This window comes from Oscillochloris sp. ZM17-4 (assembly GCF_019599295.1).
Lineage (GTDB): Bacteria > Chloroflexota > Chloroflexia > Chloroflexales > Chloroflexaceae > Oscillochloris.
The window spans coordinates 21552-45693 of sequence record NZ_JAIEWN010000008.1 but is presented as its reverse complement, the minus strand read 5'-3'; the positions used below and the strand labels follow the sequence as shown (position 1 = coordinate 45693).

Annotated in this window: 19 protein-coding genes and 2 pseudogenes; 13 read left to right on the top strand and 8 right to left on the bottom strand. The window is 69.6% G+C overall.

The window, feature by feature from the left end; genetic code table 11:
* Positions 1 to 357 precede the first annotated feature (357 nt).
* Positions 358 to 1065: a response regulator transcription factor gene (locus K2Z83_RS08665; RefSeq protein WP_220594784.1), complete on the top strand. Its 708-nt coding sequence runs from the start codon at positions 358 to 360 to the stop codon at positions 1063 to 1065.
* A gap of 56 nt (positions 1066 to 1121) precedes the next feature.
* Here the strand turns inward: K2Z83_RS08665 and K2Z83_RS08660 are convergent, their stop codons facing one another.
* Positions 1122 to 1748: a hypothetical protein gene (locus K2Z83_RS08660; protein ID WP_370650109.1), complete on the bottom strand. Its 627-nt coding sequence runs from the start codon at positions 1746 to 1748 to the stop codon at positions 1122 to 1124.
* Between the two features lie 3 nt (positions 1749 to 1751).
* The gene (locus K2Z83_RS08655) at positions 1752 to 2327 is read right to left on the bottom strand and encodes an ANTAR domain-containing response regulator (RefSeq protein WP_220594783.1); all 576 of its coding nucleotides are present in this window, start codon (positions 2325 to 2327) and stop codon (positions 1752 to 1754) included.
* A 265-nt stretch (positions 2328 to 2592) separates the two neighbouring features.
* Here K2Z83_RS08655 and K2Z83_RS08650 point away from each other — a divergent pair, with 265 nt between their 5' ends.
* The gene (locus tag K2Z83_RS08650) at positions 2593 to 5139 is read left to right on the top strand and encodes a transglycosylase domain-containing protein (RefSeq protein ID WP_220594782.1); all 2547 of its coding nucleotides are present in this window, start codon (positions 2593 to 2595) and stop codon (positions 5137 to 5139) included.
* A 9-nt stretch (positions 5140 to 5148) separates the two neighbouring features.
* Here K2Z83_RS08650 and pheT read toward each other — a convergent pair whose 3' ends face one another.
* Positions 5149 to 7761 (bottom strand): phenylalanine--tRNA ligase subunit beta, encoded by a 2613-nt coding sequence (pheT, locus tag K2Z83_RS08645; protein WP_220594781.1) that lies wholly within the window; start codon positions 7759 to 7761, stop codon positions 5149 to 5151.
* Between the two features lie 356 nt (positions 7762 to 8117).
* Between pheT and K2Z83_RS08640 the strand changes: the two genes are divergently transcribed.
* Positions 8118 to 8822, top strand: coding sequence for a hypothetical protein (locus K2Z83_RS08640; RefSeq protein WP_220594780.1), 705 nt, complete (start codon positions 8118 to 8120; stop codon positions 8820 to 8822).
* A 258-nt stretch (positions 8823 to 9080) separates the two neighbouring features.
* Here the strand turns inward: K2Z83_RS08640 and K2Z83_RS08635 are convergent, their stop codons facing one another.
* Positions 9081 to 9446, bottom strand: coding sequence for a type II toxin-antitoxin system Phd/YefM family antitoxin (locus K2Z83_RS08635; protein ID WP_220594779.1), 366 nt, complete (start codon positions 9444 to 9446; stop codon positions 9081 to 9083).
* Between the two features lie 539 nt (positions 9447 to 9985).
* Between K2Z83_RS08635 and K2Z83_RS08630 the strand changes: the two genes are divergently transcribed.
* From K2Z83_RS08630 to K2Z83_RS28885, 3 genes and pseudogenes are all read left to right on the top strand, one after another.
* Positions 9986 to 11983 carry an ATP-binding protein gene (locus K2Z83_RS08630; RefSeq protein WP_220594778.1) on the top strand — a complete coding sequence of 666 codons (1998 nt, stop codon included), beginning with the start codon at positions 9986 to 9988 and terminating at the stop codon, positions 11981 to 11983.
* 186 nt (positions 11984 to 12169) lie between these two features.
* Positions 12170 to 12766: pseudogene (locus tag K2Z83_RS28890) on the top strand (glycosyltransferase); the annotation flags it as partial.
* Positions 12767 to 13414: a glycosyltransferase family 4 protein gene (locus K2Z83_RS28885; protein ID WP_255603620.1), complete on the top strand. Its 648-nt coding sequence runs from the start codon at positions 12767 to 12769 to the stop codon at positions 13412 to 13414.
* On the opposite strand, the gene glgX is transcribed toward K2Z83_RS28885, so the two are convergent.
* Both glgX and K2Z83_RS29820 read right to left on the bottom strand, forming a co-directional pair.
* The gene (glgX, locus tag K2Z83_RS08620) at positions 13402 to 15528 is read right to left on the bottom strand and encodes a glycogen debranching protein GlgX (RefSeq protein ID WP_370650118.1); all 2127 of its coding nucleotides are present in this window, start codon (positions 15526 to 15528) and stop codon (positions 13402 to 13404) included. The genes K2Z83_RS28885 and glgX overlap by 13 nt on opposite strands.
* 99 nt (positions 15529 to 15627) lie before the next feature.
* Positions 15628 to 16287 (bottom strand): annotated as a pseudogene (locus K2Z83_RS29820) (pentapeptide repeat-containing protein); the annotation flags it as partial.
* Positions 16288 to 16470: 183 nt separating this feature from the next.
* Between K2Z83_RS29820 and K2Z83_RS08615 the strand changes: the two are divergent.
* The 3 genes from K2Z83_RS08615 (at position 16471) to K2Z83_RS08605 (ending at position 19079) form a co-directional block, all read left to right on the top strand.
* Positions 16471 to 17001, top strand: coding sequence for a HEAT repeat domain-containing protein (locus K2Z83_RS08615; protein WP_220594775.1), 531 nt, complete (start codon positions 16471 to 16473; stop codon positions 16999 to 17001).
* A gap of 201 nt (positions 17002 to 17202) precedes the next feature.
* Positions 17203 to 17931 (top strand): sulfite exporter TauE/SafE family protein, encoded by a 729-nt coding sequence (locus tag K2Z83_RS08610; RefSeq protein ID WP_220594774.1) that lies wholly within the window; start codon positions 17203 to 17205, stop codon positions 17929 to 17931.
* 86 nt (positions 17932 to 18017) lie between these two features.
* Positions 18018 to 19079, top strand: coding sequence for an Ldh family oxidoreductase (locus K2Z83_RS08605; protein WP_220594773.1), 1062 nt, complete (start codon positions 18018 to 18020; stop codon positions 19077 to 19079).
* 14 nt (positions 19080 to 19093) lie between these two features.
* On the opposite strand, the gene K2Z83_RS08600 is transcribed toward K2Z83_RS08605, so the two are convergent.
* On the bottom strand, positions 19094 to 19279 hold the full coding sequence (locus tag K2Z83_RS08600; protein ID WP_220594772.1) for a hypothetical protein: 186 nt from the start codon (positions 19277 to 19279) through the stop codon (positions 19094 to 19096).
* Positions 19280 to 19501: 222 nt separating this feature from the next.
* On the opposite strand from K2Z83_RS08600, the gene K2Z83_RS08595 reads away from it, so the two are divergent.
* Positions 19502 to 20758 (top strand): Zn-dependent hydrolase, encoded by a 1257-nt coding sequence (locus tag K2Z83_RS08595; protein ID WP_220594771.1) that lies wholly within the window; start codon positions 19502 to 19504, stop codon positions 20756 to 20758.
* Positions 20759 to 20804: 46 nt separating this feature from the next.
* Positions 20805 to 21230 (top strand): EamA family transporter, encoded by a 426-nt coding sequence (locus K2Z83_RS08590; RefSeq protein WP_220594770.1) that lies wholly within the window; start codon positions 20805 to 20807, stop codon positions 21228 to 21230.
* Positions 21231 to 21367: 137 nt separating this feature from the next.
* On the opposite strand, the gene K2Z83_RS08585 is transcribed toward K2Z83_RS08590, so the two are convergent.
* Positions 21368 to 22117, bottom strand: coding sequence for a hypothetical protein (locus tag K2Z83_RS08585; protein WP_220594769.1), 750 nt, complete (start codon positions 22115 to 22117; stop codon positions 21368 to 21370).
* A gap of 89 nt (positions 22118 to 22206) precedes the next feature.
* On the opposite strand from K2Z83_RS08585, the gene K2Z83_RS08580 reads away from it, so the two are divergent.
* Positions 22207 to 23256 (top strand): homoserine dehydrogenase, encoded by a 1050-nt coding sequence (locus K2Z83_RS08580; RefSeq protein WP_220594768.1) that lies wholly within the window; start codon positions 22207 to 22209, stop codon positions 23254 to 23256.
* A gap of 76 nt (positions 23257 to 23332) precedes the next feature.
* On the top strand, positions 23333 to 24097 hold the full coding sequence (locus tag K2Z83_RS08575; RefSeq protein ID WP_220594767.1) for a DUF3592 domain-containing protein: 765 nt from the start codon (positions 23333 to 23335) through the stop codon (positions 24095 to 24097).
* The last annotated feature ends 45 nt before the right edge of the window (positions 24098 to 24142 follow it).

Here is a 24142-nt window from a genome sequence, read left to right as displayed (position 1 = left end):
CACGAGCAGCATGACGTTGAGCGCCACGAGCGTGGTCGCCAGCCCGATTGTGCGGAGGGCTGCCTGCATTGCGGTAGCTCCTTGTGGGTAGCTTCCGGGAGAAGCATCACAGACCTACGCGGCGATGCAGCGGTGATGGCTCTGTCCGTGATTGGTATCGGTAAGGGCGGCCAGGCGCGGGTGCCCCGACTCTCGCCGGTGGGCTGGCGGCGGCGCGTCTGGTGTCCATTGTAGAATCGCCCACGCCGAACGTCATCACCCTTATGAGGTATTGACACGTGGCACGCAGCGTGCTAGCCGGGGATCGGCTTCGTGCTACAATGCGCAGGCATTCGATCGGGGAAAAGGCGGTGCATCATGTCGGAGCTCAAGGACAAACTCATACTCATCGTCGATGATGAGCCGCGCATGATCAACTTCATGCGGCTGAATCTTGAGATGGAGGGGATGCGGGTGGCCACGGCATCAAATGGCCGGGAGGCGATCGAGCACGCGCGCGATGACATGCCCGATGTGGTGCTGCTCGATGTGATGATGCCGGTGATGGACGGGTTTGAGGCGCTGCGGCGGCTGCGGCAGTTCTCGCAGGTGCCGGTGCTCATGCTCACCGCCAAGGATGAGGAGGAGGACCGGGTGCGCGGGCTGGAGCTGGGGGCCGACGACTATATCGGCAAGCCGTTCAGCCACCGCGAGCTAGTGAGCCGCATCCGCGCGGTGATGCGCCGCCACTACACCGCGCCGCCGGTGCCGCAGACGCTGGTGCAGGTGGATGACCGGCTGAGCATCGACTTCGCCCGACGTGAGGTGCTGGTCGCCGGCGTGCGGGTGAACCTGCGCCCCACCGAGTACCGGCTGCTCTACCACCTGGTGCAGAACGCCGGCTACGTGCAGACCCACGAGATGCTGCTGACGAAGGTCTGGGGGCCGGAGTATCGCGAGGAGAGCCACTACCTGCGGCTCTATATCACCTACCTGCGCCAGAAGATCGAGGAGGACCCGTCGTCCCCTAAGTACATCCTCACGGAGCGGGGCGTGGGCTACCGGTTTGTGGACTTTAAAGGATGAAGGATGAAGGATGAAGGATGAATGCTTCCCTCTATTCATCCTTCATCCTTCATCCTTCATCCTTCATCCACAAGGCTGAGGATGAGCTGGCGCATCTGGCGCAGACGGCGGTCGAGGCCCTCGGGGCGGACGCGCAGGCTATCGCGGGCCTGGCTGATCTGGAGGCGGAAGGTGTCGATCGGCCCCTTAGCCTGCTCGGCGCTGAAGGCGTAGGCGCGGTCGAGCGACCGGCGGGCGTTGAGCAGGGTCCGGTCGACCTCATCGAGGTCGTTCGCCTGGAGGGCGACGACGGAGTCGTCGATCTGGCTGGCGGCGCGCAGCAGGTAGATCGCGCTCCAGAGCCGCCGGTCGGCGGCCTCGAGGTCGAGCACCTGAAGGCGGAGGATGCTCTCGTCGGCGGGGAGCGCGGAGGGGGCGGGGGTGGCGGGCGCGGGGGTGGCCTGCGGCGGCGCGGTGGGGCTGGGCGGCGTGTCCGCCACCGCCGTCGTCGCCGCAGCTGCCGGCGCGGCCGTGGGGGCGATGGTGGCAGGCGGAGCGATCGCGGCCTGGATCATCATGCTACAAAGAACAGCCACGGCTGCCGTAGCGATGTACGGCAGCGTGGCCGCCACCAGGGTTCGCCAGCGCGGGGCGGTCGGCGGTGGCGCGGCCGGCCCCTCAGGCGTCAGGTTCGTCTCGGGCACGGCTTAGATCTCGTTGGCCAGCAGGATGGCCTGCGCGATCTCCTTCATCGACTTGCGCGTGTTCATCGAGAGCTGCTGGATCTTGCGGAAGGCCTCGGCCTCCTTGAGGCCCTGCGAGTCCATCAGGACGCCCTTGGCCCGCTCGACCAGCTTGCGGGTGTCGAGGGTCTCCTTCAGGTCGAAGATCTGCTTGTCCATCTCCAGGAACTCCTGGTAGCGGGCCATCGCGATCTCGATCGCGGGCAGCAGCTCGGCCTCACGGAAGGGCTTGACCACATAGTTGACCACGCCGGCCTCTTTGGCCCGGTCGACGAGCTCGCGGTCGGAGTAGGCGGTGAGCAGCAGCACCGGCGCGATCTTCTCCTCGGTGAGGATCTTCGCGGCCTGGATCCCGTCCAGCTTGGGCATCTTGATGTCCATCAGGACGAGGTCGGGCTGCAGCTCGCGGGCCAGATTTATGACGCTGACGCCGTCGCCCGCCTCGCCCACCACCAGGTAGCCGAGGCCGACCAGCGTCTCCTTAAGGTTCATGCGGATGATCGACTCATCGTCGGCGATCACCAGACGTGTCTGCGCCATGGCGACACCTTTCCTCATAGATAATCTATAGTTCTATTACGCGCGAAGTATAGCATGCAGCGTGGGCAAGGTCAACCGCGCGCGGGTCGGCGGCCAGGGCATGGGCAACGTCGCTGGCGGCTGAAGCCGCGTCGCGGGGGCCTGCGGCCGACCGCCCGCCGTCGCGGGCGGGTGCGGCGTCGGCGCAGGCCGACGCCCGGCGCAGCGCGCCCTGCCGGCGCGACGTCAGCCACCAGCCAGGGGGGCGCGTGCTATAATTTCAGCCGTGAATCAGCGCCCACCGCCGCCCCACTTTATCCGCCGTCCGCGCATCCGCCGGAAGATCTCGCCGTTCCGCCGGCGCTTCCCCCTGCTCGCCTTCATCCTGCGCCTCGCCCTGGCCCTGATCAAGCTCTCCCTGCTGGTCGGCCTCAGCGCTGTGGCCGGCGGGATGTGGCTCTACTACCGCTACGGCAGCGACCTGCCCGACCCCCAGCGGATCAGCGAGTACCGCAGCTTTGAGACCACCCGCATCTACGCGCGCGACGGCGCCACCCTGCTGTACGAGCTGGTCGGCCCGGACGCCGGGCGGCGCACGCCGGTGCCCTTCGAGCGCATCCCCCTGGCGCTTAAGCAGGCCACGGTGGCCGTCGAGGACGCCGGCTTCTACGAGAACCCCGGCGTCGACCTGCGCGGGATCATCCGCGCCGCCCTGCAGAACTATCAGAGCGGCGAGATCGTCAGCGGGGCCAGCACAATCACCCAGCAGCTGGTGCGCAACATCCTGCTCACCCCCGAGGAGCGCGGCGATCGCAGCTACGAGCGCAAGCTGCGCGAGGCCATCCTGGCCTACCGGGTCAGCCGCGAGTACAGCAAGGACCAGATCCTCGGCATCTACCTCAACGAGGTCTACTACGGCGCGCAGGCCTACGGTGTCGAGGCCGCCGCCCAGGCCTACTTCAGCAAGCACGTCTGGGAGCTGAGCCCCGCCGAGGCCACCCTGATCGCCGGCCTGCCCCAGTCGCCCTCCAGCTACAACCCCTTCGAGAACCTGCCCGCCGCCAAGGCCCGCCAGCGCGTCACCCTTGACCTCATGGCCAAGTCTGGCTACCTCACCTCGGCCCAGGCCGACCAGATCTCCCGCACGCCGCTGGCCCTCGCCCCGCCGCAGGCCGACCTGGTGGCCCCGCACTTTGCCTTCTATGTGCGCGACCTGCTGGAGCGGCGCTATGGCCCCGACCTGCTCTACCGCGCCGGGCTGCGGGTCGTCACCAGCATCGATATGTCCTGGCAGTCTGAGGCCCAGCGCGTGGCCCAGGAGAAGGTCGCCGAGCTGCGGGCGAAGAACGCCTCGAACGCCGGCGTGGTCATGCTCGCGCCCGACGGCCAGATCCTGGCGATGGTCGGCAGCGTGGACTACGGCGCGCCCGACGGCCAGGTGAACGTGACCATGGCCGCACGCCAGCCCGGCTCGGCGCTGAAGCCCTTCGTCTACGCGGGGGCGCTCCAGCGCGGCTGGACGCCGGCCACCGTGATCTGGGACACGCCGAGCGAGTGGCGCACGCCGGACGGCGTGGTCTACACGCCGCTGAACTACGACAACGCCTTCCACGGCCCGCTCAGCCTGCGCATGACCCTGGCCAACTCGCTGAACATCCCGGCGGTGAAGGCCCTGGAGTATGTGGGCGTGCCGGCCTTCATCGAGGAGATGTCGCGCCTGGGCGTGACCACCTTCGACGACCCGAGCCGCTACGGGTTGGCCATGGCCCTGGGCAGCAACGAGGTGCGCCTGCTAGAGCTGGCCGGGGCCTACAGCGCCCTGCGCAACGGCGGCCACGCCACCCCGCCGGTGGCCATCCTTAAGGTGACGAACAGCCGGGGCGAGGTGCTGGAGCGCTGGTCGCCCGAGCGCGGCCGGCCGATCTTCGGCCCGCAGAGCGAGCAGATCGCCTACCTGATCACGAGCATCCTGAGCGACAACCAGGCCCGCTGGTTTATGTTTGGCCGCAACAACGTGCTGGAGCTGCCCGACATCATCGCCGCCGCGAAGACCGGCACCAGCAACGACTGGCGCGACTCCTGGGCGCTGGGCTACACCCAGGATGTGACGATCGGGGTCTGGGTGGGCAACAACGACGGCGCGCCGATGGAGGAGGTGGCCGGCTCGAACGGGGCCGGCCTGATCTGGCGCGAGCTGATGATCGCCTACAACCAGGGCCGGCCGCCGCAGCCCTTCGCCCGCCCGGCCGGGATCGAGGAGGCCCCGGTCTGCGCCGACACCGGCGGCAGGGCTGGCGAGGCCTGCCCGCGCCCGACGACCGAGCTGTTCGTGGCCGGCACCGCGCCCACGGACGTGGACGTGGTCTACCAGAAGGTGCGCGTCGGCGGCGACGGCGGCTGCCTGGCCCAGCCCTACACCCCGGCGGGCGAGGTGCGCGAGGTGAGCTACCCGGTCTACCCGCCGGAGTTCCGCGCGTGGGCGGCGAGGAACGTGCCCCAGCCGCCCACGGAGCCGTGCCCGCCGCCGCAGCAGCTGGCCCAGGCGGTGGCCATCCTCAACCCGCTGGGCAGCGCCGACGTGGTCGTCGGCGCCCAGGTCTTCGTCAGCGGCACGGCCCGCGGCCCCTTCACCCTGGAGTACGGCGCAGGCGCCGACCCGCAGGAGTGGCGGCCGATCGGGCAGGGCTCCGTGGCGGTGGAGAACGGCCTGCTCGGCGTCTGGATGCTCGGCGGGCTGCCCCCCGGCCAGTACACCGTCCGCCTGCGCGTGGTCAGCGCCGACGGCATCAGCGCCGACGCGCGGCGCACGGCGCGGGTGGCGACGGGGCCGTAGGGGCGCGCATCAGGCCCGGATCGCCGCGCCGATCTCGCGCTCCAGGCCGCCGATGATCTTCCGGCGCAGCTTGGTCAGCGCCTCGTCGGTGAGGGTGCGGTCGGCGGCGCGGAAGGCCAGGTGGTAGGTCAGGCTGCGCTTGCCCTCGCCGACCTGCGGCCCGCTGTAGACATCGAACAGGGTCAGCGACTCGAGCAGGTCGCCGGCGCCGCGGCGGATGAGCGCGGCCACCTGGGCCTCGGGCACCTCCAGCGGCGCGGTGATCGACAGGTCCTGCACGATCGCCGGGAAGCGCGAGATCGCGCGGAACTGGGCCTTGTCGCTGGCCGCGAAGAGGGCGTCCAGGTCGATCTCGGCCATGGCCGCGCGGGGGACGCTCAGCTCCAGGCGCGCGCGCGCGGCCGGGTGCAGCTCGCCGAGCACGCCCACCCGCCGGCTGATGATCGCCGCCTTGCCCTTCTTGCCCGCGCCGGCCGCCGGCGGGCCGGCCTGCTCACCCGTCTCCAGCAGCAGCGCCGCTGAGCGGCCGGGGTGGAAGCGCTCGTCGTCGGTCAGCGGGGCGTAGCTCACCTTGCCCGTCAGGCCCAGCCGGTCGATCAGCGCCTCGACCACGCCCTTGATGTCGTAGAAGCCCATGGGCTCGCGCTGGGAGGCCGCCCAGCCCTCGGCCTCGCGCGGGCCGGCCAGGGCCACGGCCAGGCGGCGCGGCTCATCGGGAAGCCAGCGCCCGCCCGCGCCCAGCGGCTCGGGGTTCAGGTAGACCCGGCCGATCTCGAAGGCGGCCACCCGCTCGCGCTCGCGCAGGTTGCTCGTCAGCGCATCGCCCAGCGAGGGCAGCAGCGAGCGGCGCATGTACACACGCTCGGGCGTGTTCGGGTTGGCCAGCTTCACATAGCGCTCGGCGACGGCCTCGCCCGGCTGCACCTTGGCCACCAGCGGCATGGCGATCAGCGAGTGGGTGATCAGCTCATCCAGCCCGCAGCCGACCATCGTGGCGCGCACCTTCTGCTCCAGGTGCAGCTCCCGGTTATCCCGTGAGGGCGGCAGCTCATCGGCCATGCGCGTCTCGGGGATCTTGTCGTAGCCGTAGATGCGCGCCACCTCCTCGCAGAGGTCGGCCAGGATGCTCACATCGAGGCGGAAGGAGGGCGCCGTCACGCGCACCGTGGGCTCGTCGGCGAAGGCGGCGAAGTCGCCCATGCCCTGGCTGCCGATCAGCTCGCAGGTGAAGCCGAGGCGCGCGAGGATGTCCGCGATCTCGTGGGCGTCGAGCTGGATGCCGACGATGCGGGCCACCTCGGCCGGCGTCAGGTCGAGCACCACCGTCTGCCAGGGGCGCGGGTACTCGTCCACAAAGCCCTGGGCCACCGCGCCGCCGGCGCACTGGCGCATCAGCTCAAGCGCCCGGCGCTGCGCGATCAGCGGCAGCTCGTAGTCCACCCCGCGCTCGTAGCGGCGCGAGGCCTCGCTGGGCAGCTTCAGGCCGCGGGCCACCTTGCGGATCTGCACGGGCTCCCAGATCGCCGCCTCAAGCAGCACGTCGCTGGTCGTGTCGCCCACCTCAGACGACTCGCCGCCCATCACGCCGGCCACCGACAGCGGGCCGGTCGCGTCGCAGACCATCAGCGGCGCGTGGCCGAGGCCGCTCTCGGCGCCGGGGGTCAGGGCGCGGTCCTTGCCATCGAGGGTGAGCAGGCGCTCGCCGGGGCGGGCGCTGCGCACGATCAGCTGGCCGCCCGCCACCTTCTGGTAGTCGAAGGCGTGGGTGGGCTGGCCCCACTCCAGCATCACATAGTTCGAGACATCGACGATATTGCTGATCGGGCGCATGCCGGCGTTGGTCAGGCGGCGCTGCATCCAGTGCGGCGAGGGGCCGACCGTGACGCCCTCGATCAGGCCGAGGGTGAAGCGCGGGCAGAGATCGGGCGCCTCGATCGTCACCCCGGCGCGGCCGGCGATCGGCGCGCCCTCGGCGGCCACCTGCGGGTCGGGGATGGTCAGCCTGGTGCCGGTGATCGCCGCCACCTCGCGGGCCATGCCGACGATCGAGAGGCAGCGCGCGTAGTTCGGCGTGAAGTCCAGCTCAAGCACCACCTCGCCGAGGAAGTCGCGCAGCGGCGCCCCGGTGGGCGCGTCGTCCTCAAGGAGCAGGATGCCGTCGTGCTCCTCGGAGATGCCCAGCTCCTTCTCGGAGCAGAGCATGGCGTCGCTCATCACCCCGCGCACCGGGCGGCCCTTGAGCGTGGTGATCACCCAGCCCTCGGCGTGGCCGTCGTAGAGCCGGGCGCCCTCCTTGGCGTAGACCGACTTGAGCGGGTGGGGCAGCCGGCCGAGCCCGCGGTACTGGAACAGGTTCGGCGCGCCCGTCACCACCGTGTGCGGCTCGGCGGCGCCGTAGTCCACCTCGGCCAGCACCAGCCGCTCGGCGTTGGGGTGCTGCCGCACCTCAAGGATGTTGCAGACCAGGATCTTCTCCGGGTCCCAGGGCAGCTCGCCGCCCTCCAGCCCGATGTAGCGGGTATCCACCACCTCCATGCCGCTGAGGGTCAGCCGGCGGGCCAGCTCCTCGACGGGCACGGTGATCTCGACGAACTCGCGCAGCCAGCTCAACGGGACTTTCATCTAGGTGTCGCTTCCTATGGGGAGCGGGGCGGCTGCGCCGCGCCACACGTTATTTTTTAGTATTGGGATTGCGCGGCGCAGCCGCGCGATCCCAATAACAACTGAGGCCTGGGGCTCCGCCCCATGCGCAGTACATAGGGGCTGTCGCCAGCGTGCGATGATCCCGCCGATTGTAGCCGAGCCGGCTGAGGGCTGTCAAATTGCAGATTGCAGATTGCAGATTGCAGATTGGGCGCAATGCCTTCGCCCGCGATCCGTGGCGGGGCCGACTTGACGCGCCGCATAAACCCGCTAGAATCCATCCGAGGGCCGGTTGCAATCTGCAATCTGCAATCTGCAATCGAGCAGGAGCCACCATGACCCAGCCCCAGGAACCGGAGTACGCCGCCCCTGGCCCGCCGCCGGCGCAGCCGCAGCCCACCGCCCGCCTCGCGCCGCCACGCCGCAGCTGCATGAGCCGCGCGATGGGCTTCATCGGCTGGATCGTCACGGTTGTGCTCAGCGCGGCCCTGGCGATCGCCGCCGCCGCCGCCATCCTCTTCTACGTCTTCGGCTTCAACCTGAGCACCCCCGGCCAGATCCGCCAGTCTAGCGCCGATGTCGCCACGATCCAGAGCGAGAGCCAGGCCCTCCAGACCGAGGTGGCCCTGCTGCGCACCGCCAGCGCCGAGCAGGTCGGTGGCGTCAACGTCGCCCGCGAGCGCGTCGACGACCTTGAGGCCAAGGTCGCCGCCTACGAGCAGCAGGCCGCCGAGCTCGCCGGCCAGGCCGCAACCGCCGCCGCCCTGGCCAGAGATCTGGACGAGAACATCGCCCTCGCCGCCACCATCCAGGCCCAGGCCCGCGAGGGCCAGGTGCTCGTCTCCGTCGTCGCCACGGTCCAGGCCGACAACACCGGCCGGCTGAGCGACCTGCAGCTGCGCACCGACCGGATCGCCCGCTTCCTCCAGCGCCTCGGCGACCTCGCCGGCGACCTGTCGAGCCAGGATGGCACGCCCGCCCCCGCCGAGACGCCGGCGCCCACCGAGACGCCCACGGCTGAGGTCACGCCGACGCCGTAGCGCCGCTGGCGGGCGATGACGTGTCTGGAGGCGCCTGCACCACCCAGCCAACAATGTGGGCCGGCCCCACGCTATTGTGGAGCCGGCCCGTTTCTCTAGTGCAGGTTCAAGCGACCTTGTTGGGCACGAGGCTAGGCGCTCGCGCGTTGCAGCGCACAACCCCCGACCCCCAACTCCTCACCCCTGCGCTGAAAGCGCACTAGCGCCTAGCCTTCACAAGGCCGGCGTCGCGTCGTCTCGCGGTGATCGGCCTTGTAGCTACGCGACAACCTCGGCCGGCTCTGCCTTCGCGCGCTTGCGGCGCAACGGCTTCGGGGCAGCAGCCTCCTGAGGGGCCGCCTCCTCGACGTCGGGCGTCGCGTCATACGTGCTCAGGGCATCCAACGTGGTGTCTGGCCCATCCGTGATCTCCAGATCGTGATTGTCCGCCATATTCTTCAGTGTGGCGAACAGCTCGATCGGGAGCAGCACCCCGGTGGGGTAGCCCTTCTGGGTCACGATCACCGGCCGGCCGGTTGCCCTGGCGCGCTTAATCAGCGCCGCCAGGGATGAGGCTGCCTTTGAGATTGGCACGACGCCTCGCTGTAAGTCCACATCCAGGTTCAAGCCCGTACGAGTTGGCATGGTTCGCTCCCTTTCTGATCTTGCACAGCAGTGTGCGTCATGCTCTGTCTGCGGCGCCACATGCGCTCCAGATGCGCCACGTATCGCTTCGTTGCGTACGTATAGCATAGCATAGCATGTTTGAGCAATACATGATAGGGCGCTCTTGGAGGCAGATTCACACATCGGTGAACGGCGTGTGTGTTTACGCTGTCATCCACGCTGGCGGCTGACGCACAGCAGCGGCGCGCTCGCCCGCCAGAGGGCTGAGGGCATCTCAGCCGCCAGACGGAGGGGTGGGGGTGGCGATGCCTCAGGACGTTGCATCATATCAAATCTTGCTTGATTGATACCGTGCATCCTGTCACCCTGAGCGAAGCGAAGGGTCTTCCTATACACGTGACTGGAAGATGCTGAGCGCAGCGAAGCATGACATGCTCACGGTCTTGCCAGATTTGATATCAGCCCTGCGATAGCCAGCTCGCCAGCCGCAGGTTTGCATAACACGCTATACTGCGCATGCACGCGGCAGAATCATCGCTCGCCAGGACACGACGGCTATGTCACCATCTTCCTCCTCCGCGCAGCCCGACAGCCCATCGCTCGATCCAGGGGTGCTCGCGCTGGTGGCCCAGCAGACCACGAACGCCGTGATTATCTCCGACGACTGTGGCCGGATCGCGTGGGTGAACGCGGGCTTCACCCGGCTCACCGGCTACACTCTGGCAGAGGTGATCGGCCGCAGCCCGGGCAGCTTCCTGCGCGGCCCGGCCACCGACCATGCCGCCGTCGAGCGCATGCGCCAGCGCGAGCGACTGGGGCAGGGGTTCAGCGAGGAGCTGCTCAACTACGCCAAAGACGGCCGGCCCTACTGGGTCTCGCTCCAGGTCTCGCCGGTCTTCGACGCGCAGGGCGCGCTGACCCACTTCATCGCCATCGGGAGCGACGTGACCGAGCGGCGGGAGGCCGCCGAGGCGCTCCAGCGCAGCATCAGCGAGCGCCTACAGTCTATGGAGGAGCTGATCCGGGCCAAGGAGGCGGCCGAGGCGGCCACGCGGGCCAAGTCGGCCTTCCTGGCCACGATGAGCCACGAGATCCGCACCCCGATGAACGCCGTCATCGGGATGACCGGCCTGCTCCTCGACACCGACCAGACCAGCGAGCAGCGCCAGTACACCGAGACGATCCGCCGCAGCGGCGACATGCTGCTCGCGCTGATCAACAACATCCTCGACTTCTCAAAGATCGAGTCGGGCCACATGGAGCTTGAGCGCCAGCCCTTTAGCCTGCGCGACTGCTTCGCAGACGTGAGCGATCTGCTCGCCCCGCAGGCCGTCGAGAAGGGCCTGACCTTCATCGGCGAGGTGAGCGCGCAGATGCCCGAGCTGATCGTCGGCGATAGCACCCGCGTGCGCCAGATCTTGGTCAACCTCGTCGCCAACGCGATCAAGTTCACACAGGCCGGCGAGGTGGCGGTGCGCGCGTCGATGCACAAGGTCGATGGCGACCGTCAGGGCGACCTGCGCGTCACCCTGACGGTCTCCGACACCGGGATCGGCATCCCTCCCGAGCGGATCGAGCGTCTGTTCCGTCCGTTCAGCCAGATCGACGCCTCTACGACGCGGCGCTTTGGCGGGACCGGGCTGGGGCTGGCGATCAGCCACCGGCTCTGCGAGCTGATGGGCGGCACGATCGTGGTGCGCAGCCGGGTCGGCCTGGGCTCGATCTTCCGCGTGACCTTCCGCAGCGCGGCGGCCGAGGGCCGTGCGCCGGCCCACCTGTCCCGCGCGCCCGCCCCGGAGCCCGCGCCCCCCCGCCACGCCCTGCGGCTGCTGGTGGCCGAGGATCACGTTGTCAACCAGCAGGTGACCCTGCGCATGCTGGAGAAGATGGGCTACCAGGCCGACCTGGCGGAGAACGGGCTGGAGGTGATCGCGGCCCTGCGCCACCGCGACTATGACGTGGTGCTGATGGATGTGCAGATGCCGCACATGGACGGGATGGACGCCACGCGCCGCCTGCGCCAGACCCTGCCTGCCGATCGGCAGCCCTATATCATCGCGGTGACGGCCAACGCCATGTCCGGCGACCGTGAGACGTGCATGGCGTGCGGGATGGACGACTACATCAGCAAGCCGATGCGCCGGGCCGATCTGGATGCCGCCCTGCGGCGCGGCGACGGCAGGCGCGCGGCGGCGCAGCAGGCCACCGCCCCGGCTGATGCGGTGATCGACCCGATGGCCATCGACGTGCTGCGCGAGCATATGGGCGACGATGCCGGCGTCGCCGTGCTGATCAGCCTCTTTCTGGAGCAGTCTCAGCGCGACCTGAGCGAGATCCGCGCGGTGTGGCCGGGGTCGCCGGACAAGATCAGCCAGCTGGCCCACCGGATCAAGGGCAGCAGCCTATCGATGGGTGCCACCGCGCTGGCCGAGGCATGCCGGCAGCTTGAGCAGCGCGCCCGCCTCGGCCTTGTGGATGCGGAGGCGCTGGCGCTGCTGCGCGCGGTCGAGGGGGCGCACCGGCGGGCCGAGGAGGCGCTGCGCAGGCTAACATAGCTGCGCGAACCCACAAGAATCTCTTATTCTTGTGCCCACAGGCACATGCTGCACTGATTGTGCTGCGGCGCGGCGTGACCGCGCCGCAGCACAATCAGTTGTTAGACAAGGTTTCAGAAGGGCCGAGTCAGGGTAACAGTTGGCTCACGCTCGCGGACAAGGCCGACGGGGAAGGGCGGCGCGGCATGGAGCAGCCACGCCCTGGCCATGGCCCTGCTCGGGCGCGGCCATACGGTGACGGCGGTGGTGCCGGCGCGCGGCCGCCCCGGCGTCTCGCCCTACGACGCGCTCGGCGTGCCGGCCCTGCGGGTCGGCTACCGCGCGCCGTCCATACCGATCGTGCAGAACTACTTCCGCCACGAGCGGCTCTGGCCGCGCCTGGCCGACGCCATCGTCGCCGCGTCGTCCGGCAGGCCCGATGTCATCCACGCCCAGCACGTGCAGGCCGCCCCGGCCGCCGTCATGGCCGGCCGCCGCCTCGGCGCGCCCGTCGTCGTCACCGTGCGCGACCACTGGCCCTGGGACTATTTCGCCACGGGGCTGCACGGTGACCGGCTGCCGCACCCGGCGGCGAGCTGGGCCAGCCTGGCGACTGATCTGCCGGCCCGGCTCGGCCCGCTGCGCGGCGCGCTGGCCCTGCCGGCCATCCCCTATATGCTGGCCCACCTGCGCCGCCGCGCCGCCTTCCTGTCCCAGGCCGACGCGGTGATCGCCTGCAGCGGCTACATCGCCGGCCGCCTGCGCGGGATCGTCGCCCCCGAGCGCCTGCACGTCCTGCCGCACATGGTCGACTTCGCCGCGCTTGAGCGCGTTATCGCCGCGCCGCCGGAGACCCGGCTGGAGGGGCCGACGCTGCTCTTCGCCGGCAAGCTGGAGCCGAACAAGGGCGCCGGGCTGCTGCCGGCGATCTTCCGCGAGCTGCGCGAGCTGGGCGCGCCGCCCTTCACCCTGCTGATCGCCGGCGACGGGGCGCTGCGCAATGCGCTGGAGCGCGAGCTGGGCGAGCTGGGGGTGCGCGCGCAGTTCCTCGACTGGGCTGGCCACGACGAGCTGCTGCGGCTGATGGCCCGCTGCGACCTGCTGCTCTTCCCGTCGGCCTGGGGCGAGCCGCTGAGCCGGGTGCTGCTGGAGGCGTCGAGCGTCGGCGCGCCCATCCTGGCCATGCCCACCGGCGGCACGCCCGACATCATCGCCGACGGGGTGAGCGGCGCGCTGGCGGCCACGCCGCGGGCCTTCGCCGTGCGTCTGCGGGAGCTGCTCGCCGACCCGGCCGCGGCCCGCCGGCTGGGCACCCGCGCCCGCGAGCTGGCCCGCGAGCGCTACGCCGCGCCCGAGCTCGTAACGCGGTATGAAGAGCTCTACGTAAGGGCGCAGCAGCGCAGCGCTGCTGCGCCCTTACAGAGCCAGCCGGAGACTCCTCAGCAGCGCTGAATAAGCAGGGCCAGCGAGCGGCCCTCCAGCGGGTAGCGCTCGCCGGGCTGGTGGCACGCGCCAGGGGCGTGCTCGGCGAAGGTGTCGGCCAGCAGCTCCCAGGTGCGGCCATCGGCGCCGTAGGGCAGCTGGAAGGGCACCTGCTCATAGTGGGCGTTCAGGGCCAGCAGCAGCACATCATCGTAGATGCGCCGGCCCTGGACGCCCCACTCGTTCATCACCTGGCCGTTGAGCAGCATCCCCAGGCAGCGCACCGAGCCGCGCTCCCACTCCTCCTGGCTCATCTGCTCGCCGTCGGGGCGCAGCCAGAGGATGTCGCGGATGTCGCTGCCGTAGATGCGCCGACCCTGGAAGAAGCGTCGCCGGTGCAGCACCGGGTGCTCGCGTCGGATCTGCACCAGGCGCCGAGTGAACTCCAGCATCGACTCGCCCACCTCGTCGAGCCGCCAGTCGAGCCAGCTGATCTCGTTGTCCTGGCAGTAGGCGTTGTTGTTGCCACGCTGGCTGCGGGCGCGCTCGTCGCCGGCCAGGATCATCGGCACCCCCTGCGAGAGCAGCAGCGTGGCCAGCATATTCTTCATCTGACGCAGGCGCAGCGCCTCGACCTCCGGGTCGTCGCTCGGCCCCTCCTCGCCGCAGTTCCACGAGTTGTTGTGGCTCTCGCCGTCGCGGTTCCCCTCGCCGTTGGCCTCGTTGCGCTTCTCGCTGTAGCTCACCAGGTCGCGCAGGGTGAAGCCGTCGTGGGCGGTGACGAAGTTGATGCTGGCCGAGGGCCGCCGGCCGTTGTGCTGGTAGAGGTCGCTGGATCCGGCCAGGCGGTAGGCCAGCTCTCCCACCTGGGCCTCGTCGCCCTTCCAGAAGCGGCGCACCGTGTCGCGGTACTTGCCGTTCCACTCCGACCAGAGCACCGGGAAGCTGCCGACCTGGTAGCCGCCCGGCCCGATGTCCCAGGGCTCGGCGATCAGCTTGACCTGGGAGAGGATGGGGTCCTGGTGGATGGTGTCGAGGAAGGCCGAGAGCCGGTCGGCCTCGTGCATGCCGCGGGCCAGGGCTGAGGCCAGGTCGAAGCGGAAGCCGTCGACGTGCATCTCGATCACCCAGTAGCGCAGGCTGTCCATGATCAGCTGGAGCGTGCGCGGGTGCATCACGTTCAGGGTGTTGCCGCAGCCGGTGTAGTCCATGTAGTAGCGCGGCTGATCGCCCACCAGGCGGTAGTAGGTCTGGTTGGCGGTGCCGCGCAGCGAGAGGGTCGGCCCGAGCTCGCTGCCCTCGGCGGTGTGGTTGTAGACCACGTCGAGGATGACCTCGATCCCGGCGGCGTGGAGGCTCTTGACCATCGACTTGAACTCGCGCACCTGCTCGCCCGAGGCGCCGGACAGGCTGTAGCGCGGGTCGGGGGCGAAGAAGCCGATCGTATTGTAGCCCCAGTAGTTGCGCAGTCCGCGCTCGGTGAGCTGGCGGTCGTCGAGGTACTGGTGGACGGGCAGCAGCTCGACGGCGGTGACGCCGAGGGAGCGCAGGTAGTCGATCACCGGCGGGGTGGCCAGGCCGGCGTAGGTGCCGCGCAGGGGCTCGGGCAGCTCGGGGTGGAGCATGGTGAAGCCGCCCACGTGCAGCTCGTAGATCACCGACTGGTGCAGGGGCGTGCGCGGGTGGCGGTCGTCGCCCCAGGGGAAGCTGTTGTCGATCACGACCGAGCGCGGCATGAAGGGCGCGCTGTCGCGCTCGTCGAAGGAGCGGTCGCCGTCGGGGTGGCCGATGGCGTAGCCGAAGACGGCGTCGTCCCAGATGATATCGCCGCTGATCGCCTTAGCGTAGGGGTCGATCAGCAGCTTGTTGGGGTTGAAGCGCAGGCCCTGGTCGGGGTTGTAGGGGCCGTAGACCCGGTAGCCGTAGAGCTGGCCGGGGCGCAGGTTGGGCAGGTAGACGTGCCAGACGCCGTCGCTGCGCTCGGGCATGGTGATCCGCATCGAGGCGTGGGGCGAGTCGGCGCTCTCGAAGAGGCAGAGCTCGACGCGGTTGGCCCGCTCGGCGAAGAGGGCGAAGTTGACGCCCTGTCCGTCCCAGGTGGCCCCCAGCGGGTAGGGTCGGCCCGGCCAGATGCTGGTGAGCATCGTCTCGCTGTGCGAGGCGCTGCCGTAGATCATGCCGGCCTCGTGGGGCTCGAAGCCCTCGGGCCAGCGCGTGTCGCGGTCGTAGCGGGCGCCGCGCAGGTCGGCCTGGAAGAGGCTCGTCTCGCGCAGGTCGGCGCCGCGCAGGTCGGCCCCGATCAGGATGGCGCCCTGGAGGTTGGCCTGGGCCAGGCTGGCGCGCTCAAGCGAGGCCCGGCTCAGCCGGGCCTCGCGCAGGTCGGCCCCGCGCAGGTTGGCCTCCTGGAGGCTCGCGCTCACCATGTTCGCCCCCTGGAAGTTGGCATCCGACAGGGTGGCGAGCTCCAGCTGCGCTCCGCTCAGCTCGGCGTCACGCAGGTCGGCCCCGTGCAGATCGACGTCGGACAGGTCGGCGTCGGCGAGCGTCGCCTCGCGCAGGGTGGCGCCGCGCAGGTCGGCGCCGCGCAGGGTGGCGTCGCGCAGGGTGGCGTCGCGCAGGGTGGCGTCGCGCAGGATGGCGTTGTTTAGGCTCGCCCCGCGCAGGTTGGCCCCGCGCAGGTTGGCCGCGACAAGGGCGGCCCCATCGAGGGTGGCCTCGGCCATGCCGGCCTCGCGCAGGCTCGCGCGGGTCAGGTTGCTGTGGCTCAGGTCGGCGTGGCTCAGGTCGGCGTGGCTCAGGTCGAGCTCGGCCAGGCTGATCTGGCGCAGCCGCAGCCCGTGAAGATCGAGCGGCTCGCCCAGGGCGATCCGAGCTACGATCTCATCACGTGTGAGATCATTCATGAATATGTCTCGGTATTTGTTGGTGTCTGCCTGTAGTATACCGCAGAAACGGGGGGCGGGGCGCGCCCCTGGCATAGATTCTGCTATGCGTAGGGTATGTACCCTGTACCCTTGGGCTGTCCGGGGGCTCAGCACGCTAGGCCGTGGCAGATGGCTTGCGGCGTGTATGAAAGGATAACGGCCATGGAGCTCGACCCGATCACCAGCGATGAGACCGATGAGCAGATCCGTCAGTATATCGATGAGCTTGACGATAGCAGCAGCACCGCGCGGGACGTGATCTGTATGAAGCTGACCCGCCTGGGCCGCAGGTCGTCGCCCGCGCTGATCGCTGCCCTGAGCGACCCGCGCGACCGGGTGCGCCTTGAGGCGGCCCGCTGCCTGCGTGTCATGCGCGACCCCGACGCCGCCCCGGCCCTGGTGCGCGCCCTCGAGGACGACATGGGCGATGTGCGCTGGGTCGCCGCCGAGTCACTCTGCGCCCTCGGCAGCATGTCCCTGATACCGCTGTTGCGCGCGCTCCAGAGCGAGCGCTGGGACGAGACCAACCTTCGCCTCGGGGCGCACCACGTCCTGCGCACCCTGATCTCCGGCGGCCTCGCGCCGATCATCACCCCGGTGATGCAGGCGCTCGATGGCGTCGGGGCCAACCTCACTGTGCCCCTCGCCGCCCATAAGGCCCTCGAAGATCTGCGCGCCTACGACCTGCGCTAGCTGCGCTCCTAAAAACAACACTGCGCACAGAGAGGGTGTGGGAGAGCAAAGCTCTCCCACAGAAAAAGCTGATGGTGCTGCGGCGCGGCTACGCCGCGCCGCAGCACCATCAGCGCATCATGGATCTGATGGGCACAAACATAGTGTATATTCTTGTGCGGGCGCGCCGTCGGCGCGCCCGCACAAGAATATGAGGCTTCATTGCTCACACTCCTGCTCGGCGGGCTGGTGGTGCTGGGGGCGGCCCTCCTCGGCGGGATCACCGGCTTCGGCTTCGCCCTCGTCTGCACGCCGCTGCTGCTCAGTCTGGGCGTGCCCCTCCCCGTGGTGGTGATCTCGAACCTGAGCCTGGCCACGGCCACCCGCATCTCGGTGGCCTACCGGCTGCGCGCGCACATCGACGTGGGCCGGGTGGCCTGGCTGGTGGCGGCCAGCGTGCCCGGCATCCTGCTCGGCACCTGGGTGATCGCCTGGGCCGACCCGCGCGCGATCAAGCTGGCCGCCGGCGCGCTGGTGATCGTGGCCGTCCTGCTCATCCTGCGCAGCATGGCCCGCCCGGCGCCCGCGCGCATCCCCGGCTCCACCGGGCTGGCCGGCTTCCTGGCCGGCTTCCTCGGCTCCACCACCTCGCTCAACGGCATCCCGCCGGTGCTGCTGCTCGCCCGCGACCGGGTCTCGCCCAAGGGATTCCAGGCCAACCTGGCGCTCTTCTTTATCTCAAGCAATCTGATCACCCTGGCGGTGCTGGCCGCGCGCGGCGCGCCCTTCGCCGAGGCGCTGATCCCCCGCGGCCTGATCTGGCTGCCGGTGGCCCTGGCCGGCAACCTGGCCGGCGTGCGCCTCGGCACCAGCCTGCCCGACCTGCTCTTCCGCCGGATCGCCCTGGCGGTGGCCTTTGTGGCCGGGGTCCTGGCGATGATCACGGCCTGATTGTGTGGCCGATATGGGCGCAGCAGCAGATTGGCGCTCCGCGCCAATCTGCTGCTGCGCCCCTACATAAACACGGGGATAACCACATGACCGATGGAATGCGTTTCGCGGCCGATGAATTGGCCCGCCTGGCGACCGACCTGCTGGCGGCCCTGGGCGTGCCGGCGGACGACGCGGCGACGGCGGCGGCGGCGGTGGTGCAGGCCGACCTGGATGGCGTGGACACCCACGGCATGGGCCGGCTGCCCAACTACCTCCTGCGGCTGCGGCGGGGGATCATGAACCCGGCCCCGCAGATGGCCTTCGTGCGGCGCATGGGGGCCACAGCGGTGCTGGACGCCGACAACGGCATGGGCCAGGTGGCGGCGGCGCGGGCCATGCGCGAGGCGGTGCGCCTGGCCGGCGAGCTGGGCATCGGCCTGGTGACGGTGCGCGGCAGCGGGCACTTCGGCGCCACATCCTACTACACCGGCATCGCGATCGATGCCGGCATGATCGGCCTGGCCCTCTCGAACAGCCCGCCCGCCATGGCCCCCCACGGCGGCCGCGCGGCCTTCCTGGGCACCAACCCGATCGGCGTGGGCGTGCCGGTGGCCGGCGGCGACCCGATCATCCTGGATATGGCGACGAGCGCGATCGCCCGCGGCCAGATCCTCAAGGCCAACCGCAACGGCGCACCCATCCCGCCCGGCGTGGCGGTGGATGAGGCGGGCGCGACGACCACCGACGCGGCGGCGGCGCTGCGCGGCGCCCTGCTGCCGATGGCCGGCGCCAAGGGCTTCGGCCTGGCCCTGGCCGTCGAGGTGCTCTGCGCCCTGCTCGCCGGGGCCGCCGCCTCGCCCGAGATCCCATCCTACTTCGATAACTTTGAGCGCCCCTCGACCATCGGCCACGTCATGGCCGCGATCAACATCGCCGCCTTTGTCGAGCCCGACGCGTTTGCGGCGCGGGCGGCGGGACTGATCGACGGGCTGCACCAGGTGCCGCCGGCGATCGGCAGCGCCGGCGTGCGCATCCCCGGCGAGCGCCGCTCGGCCCTGCGCCGCCAGCTGCTCGCCGGGGGCGTGCCCCTCGCGCCCGCCGCTGTCGCCCAGCTCACCCAGCTCGCCGAGGAGCTCGGCGTCGCGCCGCCGTCGCCCATCACATAGGGGCTTCCCCTAGCTCAGGCGGCATGGGCGCGCGCGCAGCGCGCGCTCGGCCTCCGCACCTGGTCGAGCCTGACCAACAGCTCCCGCATCTTCTCGGGGGCCATGCGCGTGTCGAGCGCCCTGAGGGTGCGATTCACGCACGGAATGTCGTTGCATACCATCGCTATGGCCAGGGCGGCGATCAGTTCTGATGTACTCATGGCGGCCCTCCAGGATCTTCATATTCCGTTCGGTCTGGCGGAGATAGGCTCATTGTATTCGAATGAGCGCTCGCGCTACCTCATAGCTGGCTTTCGGTTTCCCTTCCAGAGTCTGACGGTCGCTGTCGGTCGCGCGCTCGAATCAACGACCGGGCCTAGCCGGTGATCGCATATAATCGGCCCAGGCTGTAGATTGCGCATACGACACCAAGGGGAGTGGTTATGGCAACGGATGAGGCAACCCTGAACCCCGCCCGCACAGTGGCCGAGCTGAAGGAGCTGCGCGCGCTGACCGGCGACGCCGACGGCGCGCAGCGCGTGGCCTGGACGGACACCTGGGCGAAGGCGCGGGCCTGGGTGCGCGCGAAGCTGGATGAGCTGCCGGTGGAGGTGGAGACCGACGAGGCCGGCAATGTCTGGGCCACCCTGCGCGGCGAGTCCGAGCGCGAGCTGCTGATCGGCGGGCATATCGACTCGGTGCCTAACGGCGGCTGGCTCGACGGCTGCCTGAACGTGCTGGCCGGCCTTGAGGTGCTGCGGCGCATCGCCGCCGGGGGCACACCGCCCGTCACTGTGCGCCTGGTGGACTGGGCCGACGAGGAGGGCGCGCGCTTCGGGCGCAGCCTGGTCGGCTCCAGCGCCGCCTCCGGCACCATGGACCCCGAGGACCTGATGGAGCTGCGCGACCGCGACGGCGTCCTGCTGCCCGACGCCCTGGCCGCCCACGGGGTGGACCTGCGCACGGCGAAGCTGGCCAACCGCCAGTTCGCCAACGCCGCCGCCTACCTGGAGCTGCACATCGAGCAGGGGCCGGTGCTGGAGAGCATGGGCCTGCCGCTCGGCGTCGTGCTGGGCACCTTCGGCGTCGAGCGCCACAAGATCACCTGGCGCGGCCAGGCCGCCCACTCCGGCTCCACGCCGATGGATAAGCGCAAGGACGCCCTGGCCGGCGCGGCCAAGCTCGCCCTCTATATCCGCGACATCGCCCGCGAGGTGGGCGACGGTGCGGTCTGCACCTCGGGCGGCGTCGTCTGCAGGCCCGGCATCGTCACCTCCGTGGTGGAGACGGCCGAGCAGCTGCTCGACCAGCGCCACCTGGACGGCGAGAAGCTGGCGCGCATGCTGGCCATGGCGAAGGATGCCAGCGCCCGCTTTGCCGAGGAGGAGAACATCACCGTGGCGTGGGAGCCGCTCTGGCGGATCGACCCCATCCCCTTCCACCCCGACCTGATCGCGCTGGCCGATGCGGCGATCATGGAGACCTGCGGGGCCTCGCATAAGCTGCCGAGCGGCCCGCTGCACGACGCGGCCGAGGTGGCCCGCGCGGGCGTGCCGACGATCATGCTCTTTGTGCAGAGCCTGCGCGGCATCTCGCATAACAAGATCGAGGACACCCTGGAGGAGCATATCCAGCTGTCGGTGCAGGCCCTCGACCGCCTGGCCGACAAGGCCATGGCCTGGGTGCTCGCCCAGGCCTGATCGCACGCTACGATCTGTGCCACAGGTTCAGGGGCGGACAGAACGTTTGGGCGATAAGGCGATTTATGGCGTTGGGGCGGCTTTTGGCCGCCACAGCCCGTGGATCTCGCTCGCCCTCACGATGAGCTTCGGCGCGCTGGCGCTGCTCGCCATGAACCTGCTGGCCATCGGGCCAGCAGGGCTCGTGTCCGTGGGCGTCAGCCCGACGCCCTGGCTCATCCTGCTCGCCCTAGCGCTGGGGCCGACGCTGGGGGGCTACGCGATGTTCACGATCAGCCTGCGCCACATCCCCGGGCGGATCGCCAGCCTGATCGTCGTGCTCGAGGTGCCGATCACCACGCTGGTCGCCGTGCTGCTGCTCGGCGAGCGGATCGCGCCGGTGCAGGCGGTGGGCATTGCCTGCGTGCTGGTGGCCGCCGTGCTGCCTGGGCTGCCGCTGCGGCTGCCGCGCCGCGCGCCGGCGGTGGGATGAGGCGGGCCGGGCGGGCGCAGGGGGCCACCGCCCCTAGTGCCGTTTCAAGCAGCCTTTTTGGGCAAGGTGCTGCGTGCGGTCGCATCGCAACGCCTAACCCCCGACTCCCAACTCCTAACCCCTGCGCTGAAAGCGCACTAGTACCCGAACTTCGACCAGAAGCTCAGCTCATTCTCGTGGACGGCCTGGTCGATACGGGCCTGGCTCACCAGGTTCAGGCGGACGAGGATCTGGCCGAGGCTGAACCGCTGGCTCTTCTGGTCGAGGCGCAGCTGCTCGGCGAGGGCCAGCTCGAGCTGCTGGGGGGTGATGTAGCTCTGCTCAACCAGGTACTCGCCGAGCACCTGTGGGGCGATGCGCAGCTTACTGCGCTCCTGCTGCTGGATGATCAGCGCCTTGGCCAGCTTGCTCGGAGAGATCAGCCCCTTCTTGAGCAGCAGCTGGCCGACCCGGCGATCCGTCGCGACCACGCTGCCGTTCGTCTGGAATCGCAGCACTTCGTGCAGCTCATCGCTGGAGATCGCCCCGATGGAGATCAGAATGTCGCCGATCAGGCGGGCGCGCGGCTTCTCGTGAAAGTGTGTCGTCTTCACGTCCGACAGCAGCTGCATGGTGCGGATCTCCGCGAGGCGCTGCTGGGCGGCGGTGTCATTCGGCTCGATAGTGAGAAAGGCCTCTAGGTAGGCGACCTGGATCTGCTCATTCCCAGGGTCCAGCACTGAGGCTCGCTCTAGGCAATCTTTGCGCTGGTGCGGGTCGGTTACCAGCTGGCTCATCGCCAGCCACGCGTCCAGACACTGGTAGCCCTCGATCAGGTGGGCGCGCAGCTTCTCTATGTCTTTGTAGTTTGCGGCGACGGTCTGGCACGGATGGGTGCACTGCTTCATTGTGACAACCCCATATATGGTTCGGGCGCGAGTGCTCAAGTTTGGGTTCATCATTATACTCTATGGGTCAATGATATGGTAGGAATAGTATGAACGATCACACGTACCAGTTTGTGCTCACCGGACTCGGCAATATCGGACGGACATTCCTTGAGATCCTGATCTCGCGGGGCGACAGCCTGCGCCGGCGCTACGGGTTCGACCTGCGCTGCGTCGGGGTCTCGGACTCGAGCGGGGTCGCCTACGACCCGGCCGGGCTGGATATCGCGGCTATCGTGGCCCTCAAGCGCGGCGGCGGCCGGGTGTCCGCGCTGCCCAAGCACCGCCCCGACCTGAGCTCGGCGGGCATGGTGGCCCTGTCCGGCGCCGCGTTTTTGCTGGAGGCCACGCCGACGAACCTACAGGACGCCCAGCCCGGCCTGGATATTGTGCGGGCGGCGCTGCGCGGAGGCAGCCACGCCGTGCTGGCCAGCAAGGGGCCGCTGGTGCTGGCCTACGCCGAGCTGGCGGCGATGAGCGACCTGGCCGGCCCGCAGGGCTCGCCGGCCCTGCGCTTCTCCGGCGCGGTCGGCGGGGCTCTGCCGACGATCAATGTCGGCCGGCGCGACCTGGCCGGGGCGACGATCGATCGCGCCGAGCTCATCGTGAACGGCACAACCCAGGTGATCCTGGAGGAGATGGCGGCCGGGATGGGCTTTGATGGCGCCCTGGCCGCCGCCCAGGCCCAGGGCATCGTCGAGCCCGACCCCTCACTCGATGTGGACGGCTGGGACGCGGCCAACAAGCTGGTGATCTTCGCCAACGCGGTGCTCGGGCAGCCGACCGGCCTGTCCGACCTGAGCGTCGCCGGGATCCGCGCGGTGAGCGCCGAGGAGCTGCGGGCGGCCTGGGATGCCGGCGGGCGGATCTCGGTGGTGGGCCTGGCCGAGCGCCAGGGCGACGGCCGCTACCGCCTCAGCGTGGCCCCGGCGACGCTCGGCCCCGAGCACCCCCTGGCCCACATGCGCCACGGCGAGATGGGCGCGGTCTTCTACAGCGACATCATCGGCCGCACGACGATTGCCAGCCTGGAGGATGGGCCGATGGGCTCGACCCAGGCCATGCTGCGTGATGTGATCGAGATCGCGGGCCGGGCGTAACGGGAGCCGTACGCTCTGCGTAGCATGATGAAGGCACATGGCGATCCGAGTCTCACCATGCTACGCGGAGGAGCCGATGTCCACGCCTACGCCATTCCTGATCGATGAGCGCAACCGCCCCTTTGTCCAGGGCCTGGCCGCCCGCCCGCCGGCTGCTGCTGACGGCCGGATGGGCGCGGGCTGTATGGTCGCCTTCTTCATCCCGTTCGTCCTGGCGGGCATGGTTATGCTGTCCCTCACGTTCTCGAGCTGGGCCTCCTGGCTGAGCTTTCAGGCCAACGCCCGCCCGGCGACAGCGGTGGTGACCGGAAAAGTGATCGATGACGGCGGCGAAGACACCGCGTACTACCTTGACTACCGCTACACCACGTCGGATGACCGCCGCTTCGATGGCCGCGCATCGGTGAGCCGCGATCGCTACAACGCGCTCGTCGTGGGCGAGCCACTCAGCATCGAGTACCTGAGCGATGACCCGGCCACCTCGCGGGTCGCTGCAGAGAACCACCTGGGCATGCCGCTCTTTCTGACGGCCTTCAGCCTCTTCTGGAACGGCTTCATCCTGGTTGTCATCTATGTCATCATCAGCCGAGGCCGCTACGAGCGCCAGCTGCGCGCCGAGGGACAGCTTGCCCCGGCCGAGATCATCGACTACACGGCGTACCTCGACAGCGACAATGATCTGAATGTAGCCATCGAGTATCGGCTCAGGGCCCCTGACGGGCACACCGTCTCGGGGCGCTATGAGCGCGTCCGCAATGAGCTTAAAGGTGCGCCGGCGCCCGCATGCCCGACGCCGGCCGCCGCGCTCTATATCGACGAGCGGACGCATATGCTGCTGTAGGAACGCAGCTTGCTGCGTCCCTACTGTTGGGGGCAGTGGGAGAGC

Excerpts from the sequence above, each read along its gene's own strand:
- K2Z83_RS08665 (WP_220594784.1), top strand. The coding sequence starts at position 358 with ATGTCGGAGCTCAAGGACAAACTCATACTCATCGTCGATGATGAGCCG.
- K2Z83_RS08655 (WP_220594783.1), bottom strand. The coding sequence starts at position 2,327 with ATGGCGCAGACACGTCTGGTGATCGCCGACGATGAGTCGATCATCCGC.
- pheT (WP_220594781.1), bottom strand. The coding sequence starts at position 7,761 with ATGAAAGTCCCGTTGAGCTGGCTGCGCGAGTTCGTCGAGATCACCGTG.
- K2Z83_RS08640 (WP_220594780.1), top strand. The coding sequence starts at position 8,118 with ATGACCCAGCCCCAGGAACCGGAGTACGCCGCCCCTGGCCCGCCGCCG.
- K2Z83_RS08635 (WP_220594779.1), bottom strand. The coding sequence starts at position 9,446 with ATGCCAACTCGTACGGGCTTGAACCTGGATGTGGACTTACAGCGAGGC.
- K2Z83_RS08630 (WP_220594778.1), top strand. The coding sequence starts at position 9,986 with ATGTCACCATCTTCCTCCTCCGCGCAGCCCGACAGCCCATCGCTCGAT.
- K2Z83_RS28885 (WP_255603620.1), top strand. The coding sequence starts at position 12,767 with ATGGTCGACTTCGCCGCGCTTGAGCGCGTTATCGCCGCGCCGCCGGAG.
- glgX (WP_370650118.1), bottom strand. The coding sequence starts at position 15,528 with ATGCTCACCAGCATCTGGCCGGGCCGACCCTACCCGCTGGGGGCCACC.
- K2Z83_RS08615 (WP_220594775.1), top strand. The coding sequence starts at position 16,471 with ATGGAGCTCGACCCGATCACCAGCGATGAGACCGATGAGCAGATCCGT.
- K2Z83_RS08605 (WP_220594773.1), top strand. The coding sequence starts at position 18,018 with ATGACCGATGGAATGCGTTTCGCGGCCGATGAATTGGCCCGCCTGGCG.
- K2Z83_RS08600 (WP_220594772.1), bottom strand. The coding sequence starts at position 19,279 with ATGAGTACATCAGAACTGATCGCCGCCCTGGCCATAGCGATGGTATGC.
- K2Z83_RS08595 (WP_220594771.1), top strand. The coding sequence starts at position 19,502 with ATGGCAACGGATGAGGCAACCCTGAACCCCGCCCGCACAGTGGCCGAG.
- K2Z83_RS08585 (WP_220594769.1), bottom strand. The coding sequence starts at position 22,117 with ATGAAGCAGTGCACCCATCCGTGCCAGACCGTCGCCGCAAACTACAAA.
- K2Z83_RS08580 (WP_220594768.1), top strand. The coding sequence starts at position 22,207 with ATGAACGATCACACGTACCAGTTTGTGCTCACCGGACTCGGCAATATC.
- K2Z83_RS08575 (WP_220594767.1), top strand. The coding sequence starts at position 23,333 with ATGTCCACGCCTACGCCATTCCTGATCGATGAGCGCAACCGCCCCTTT.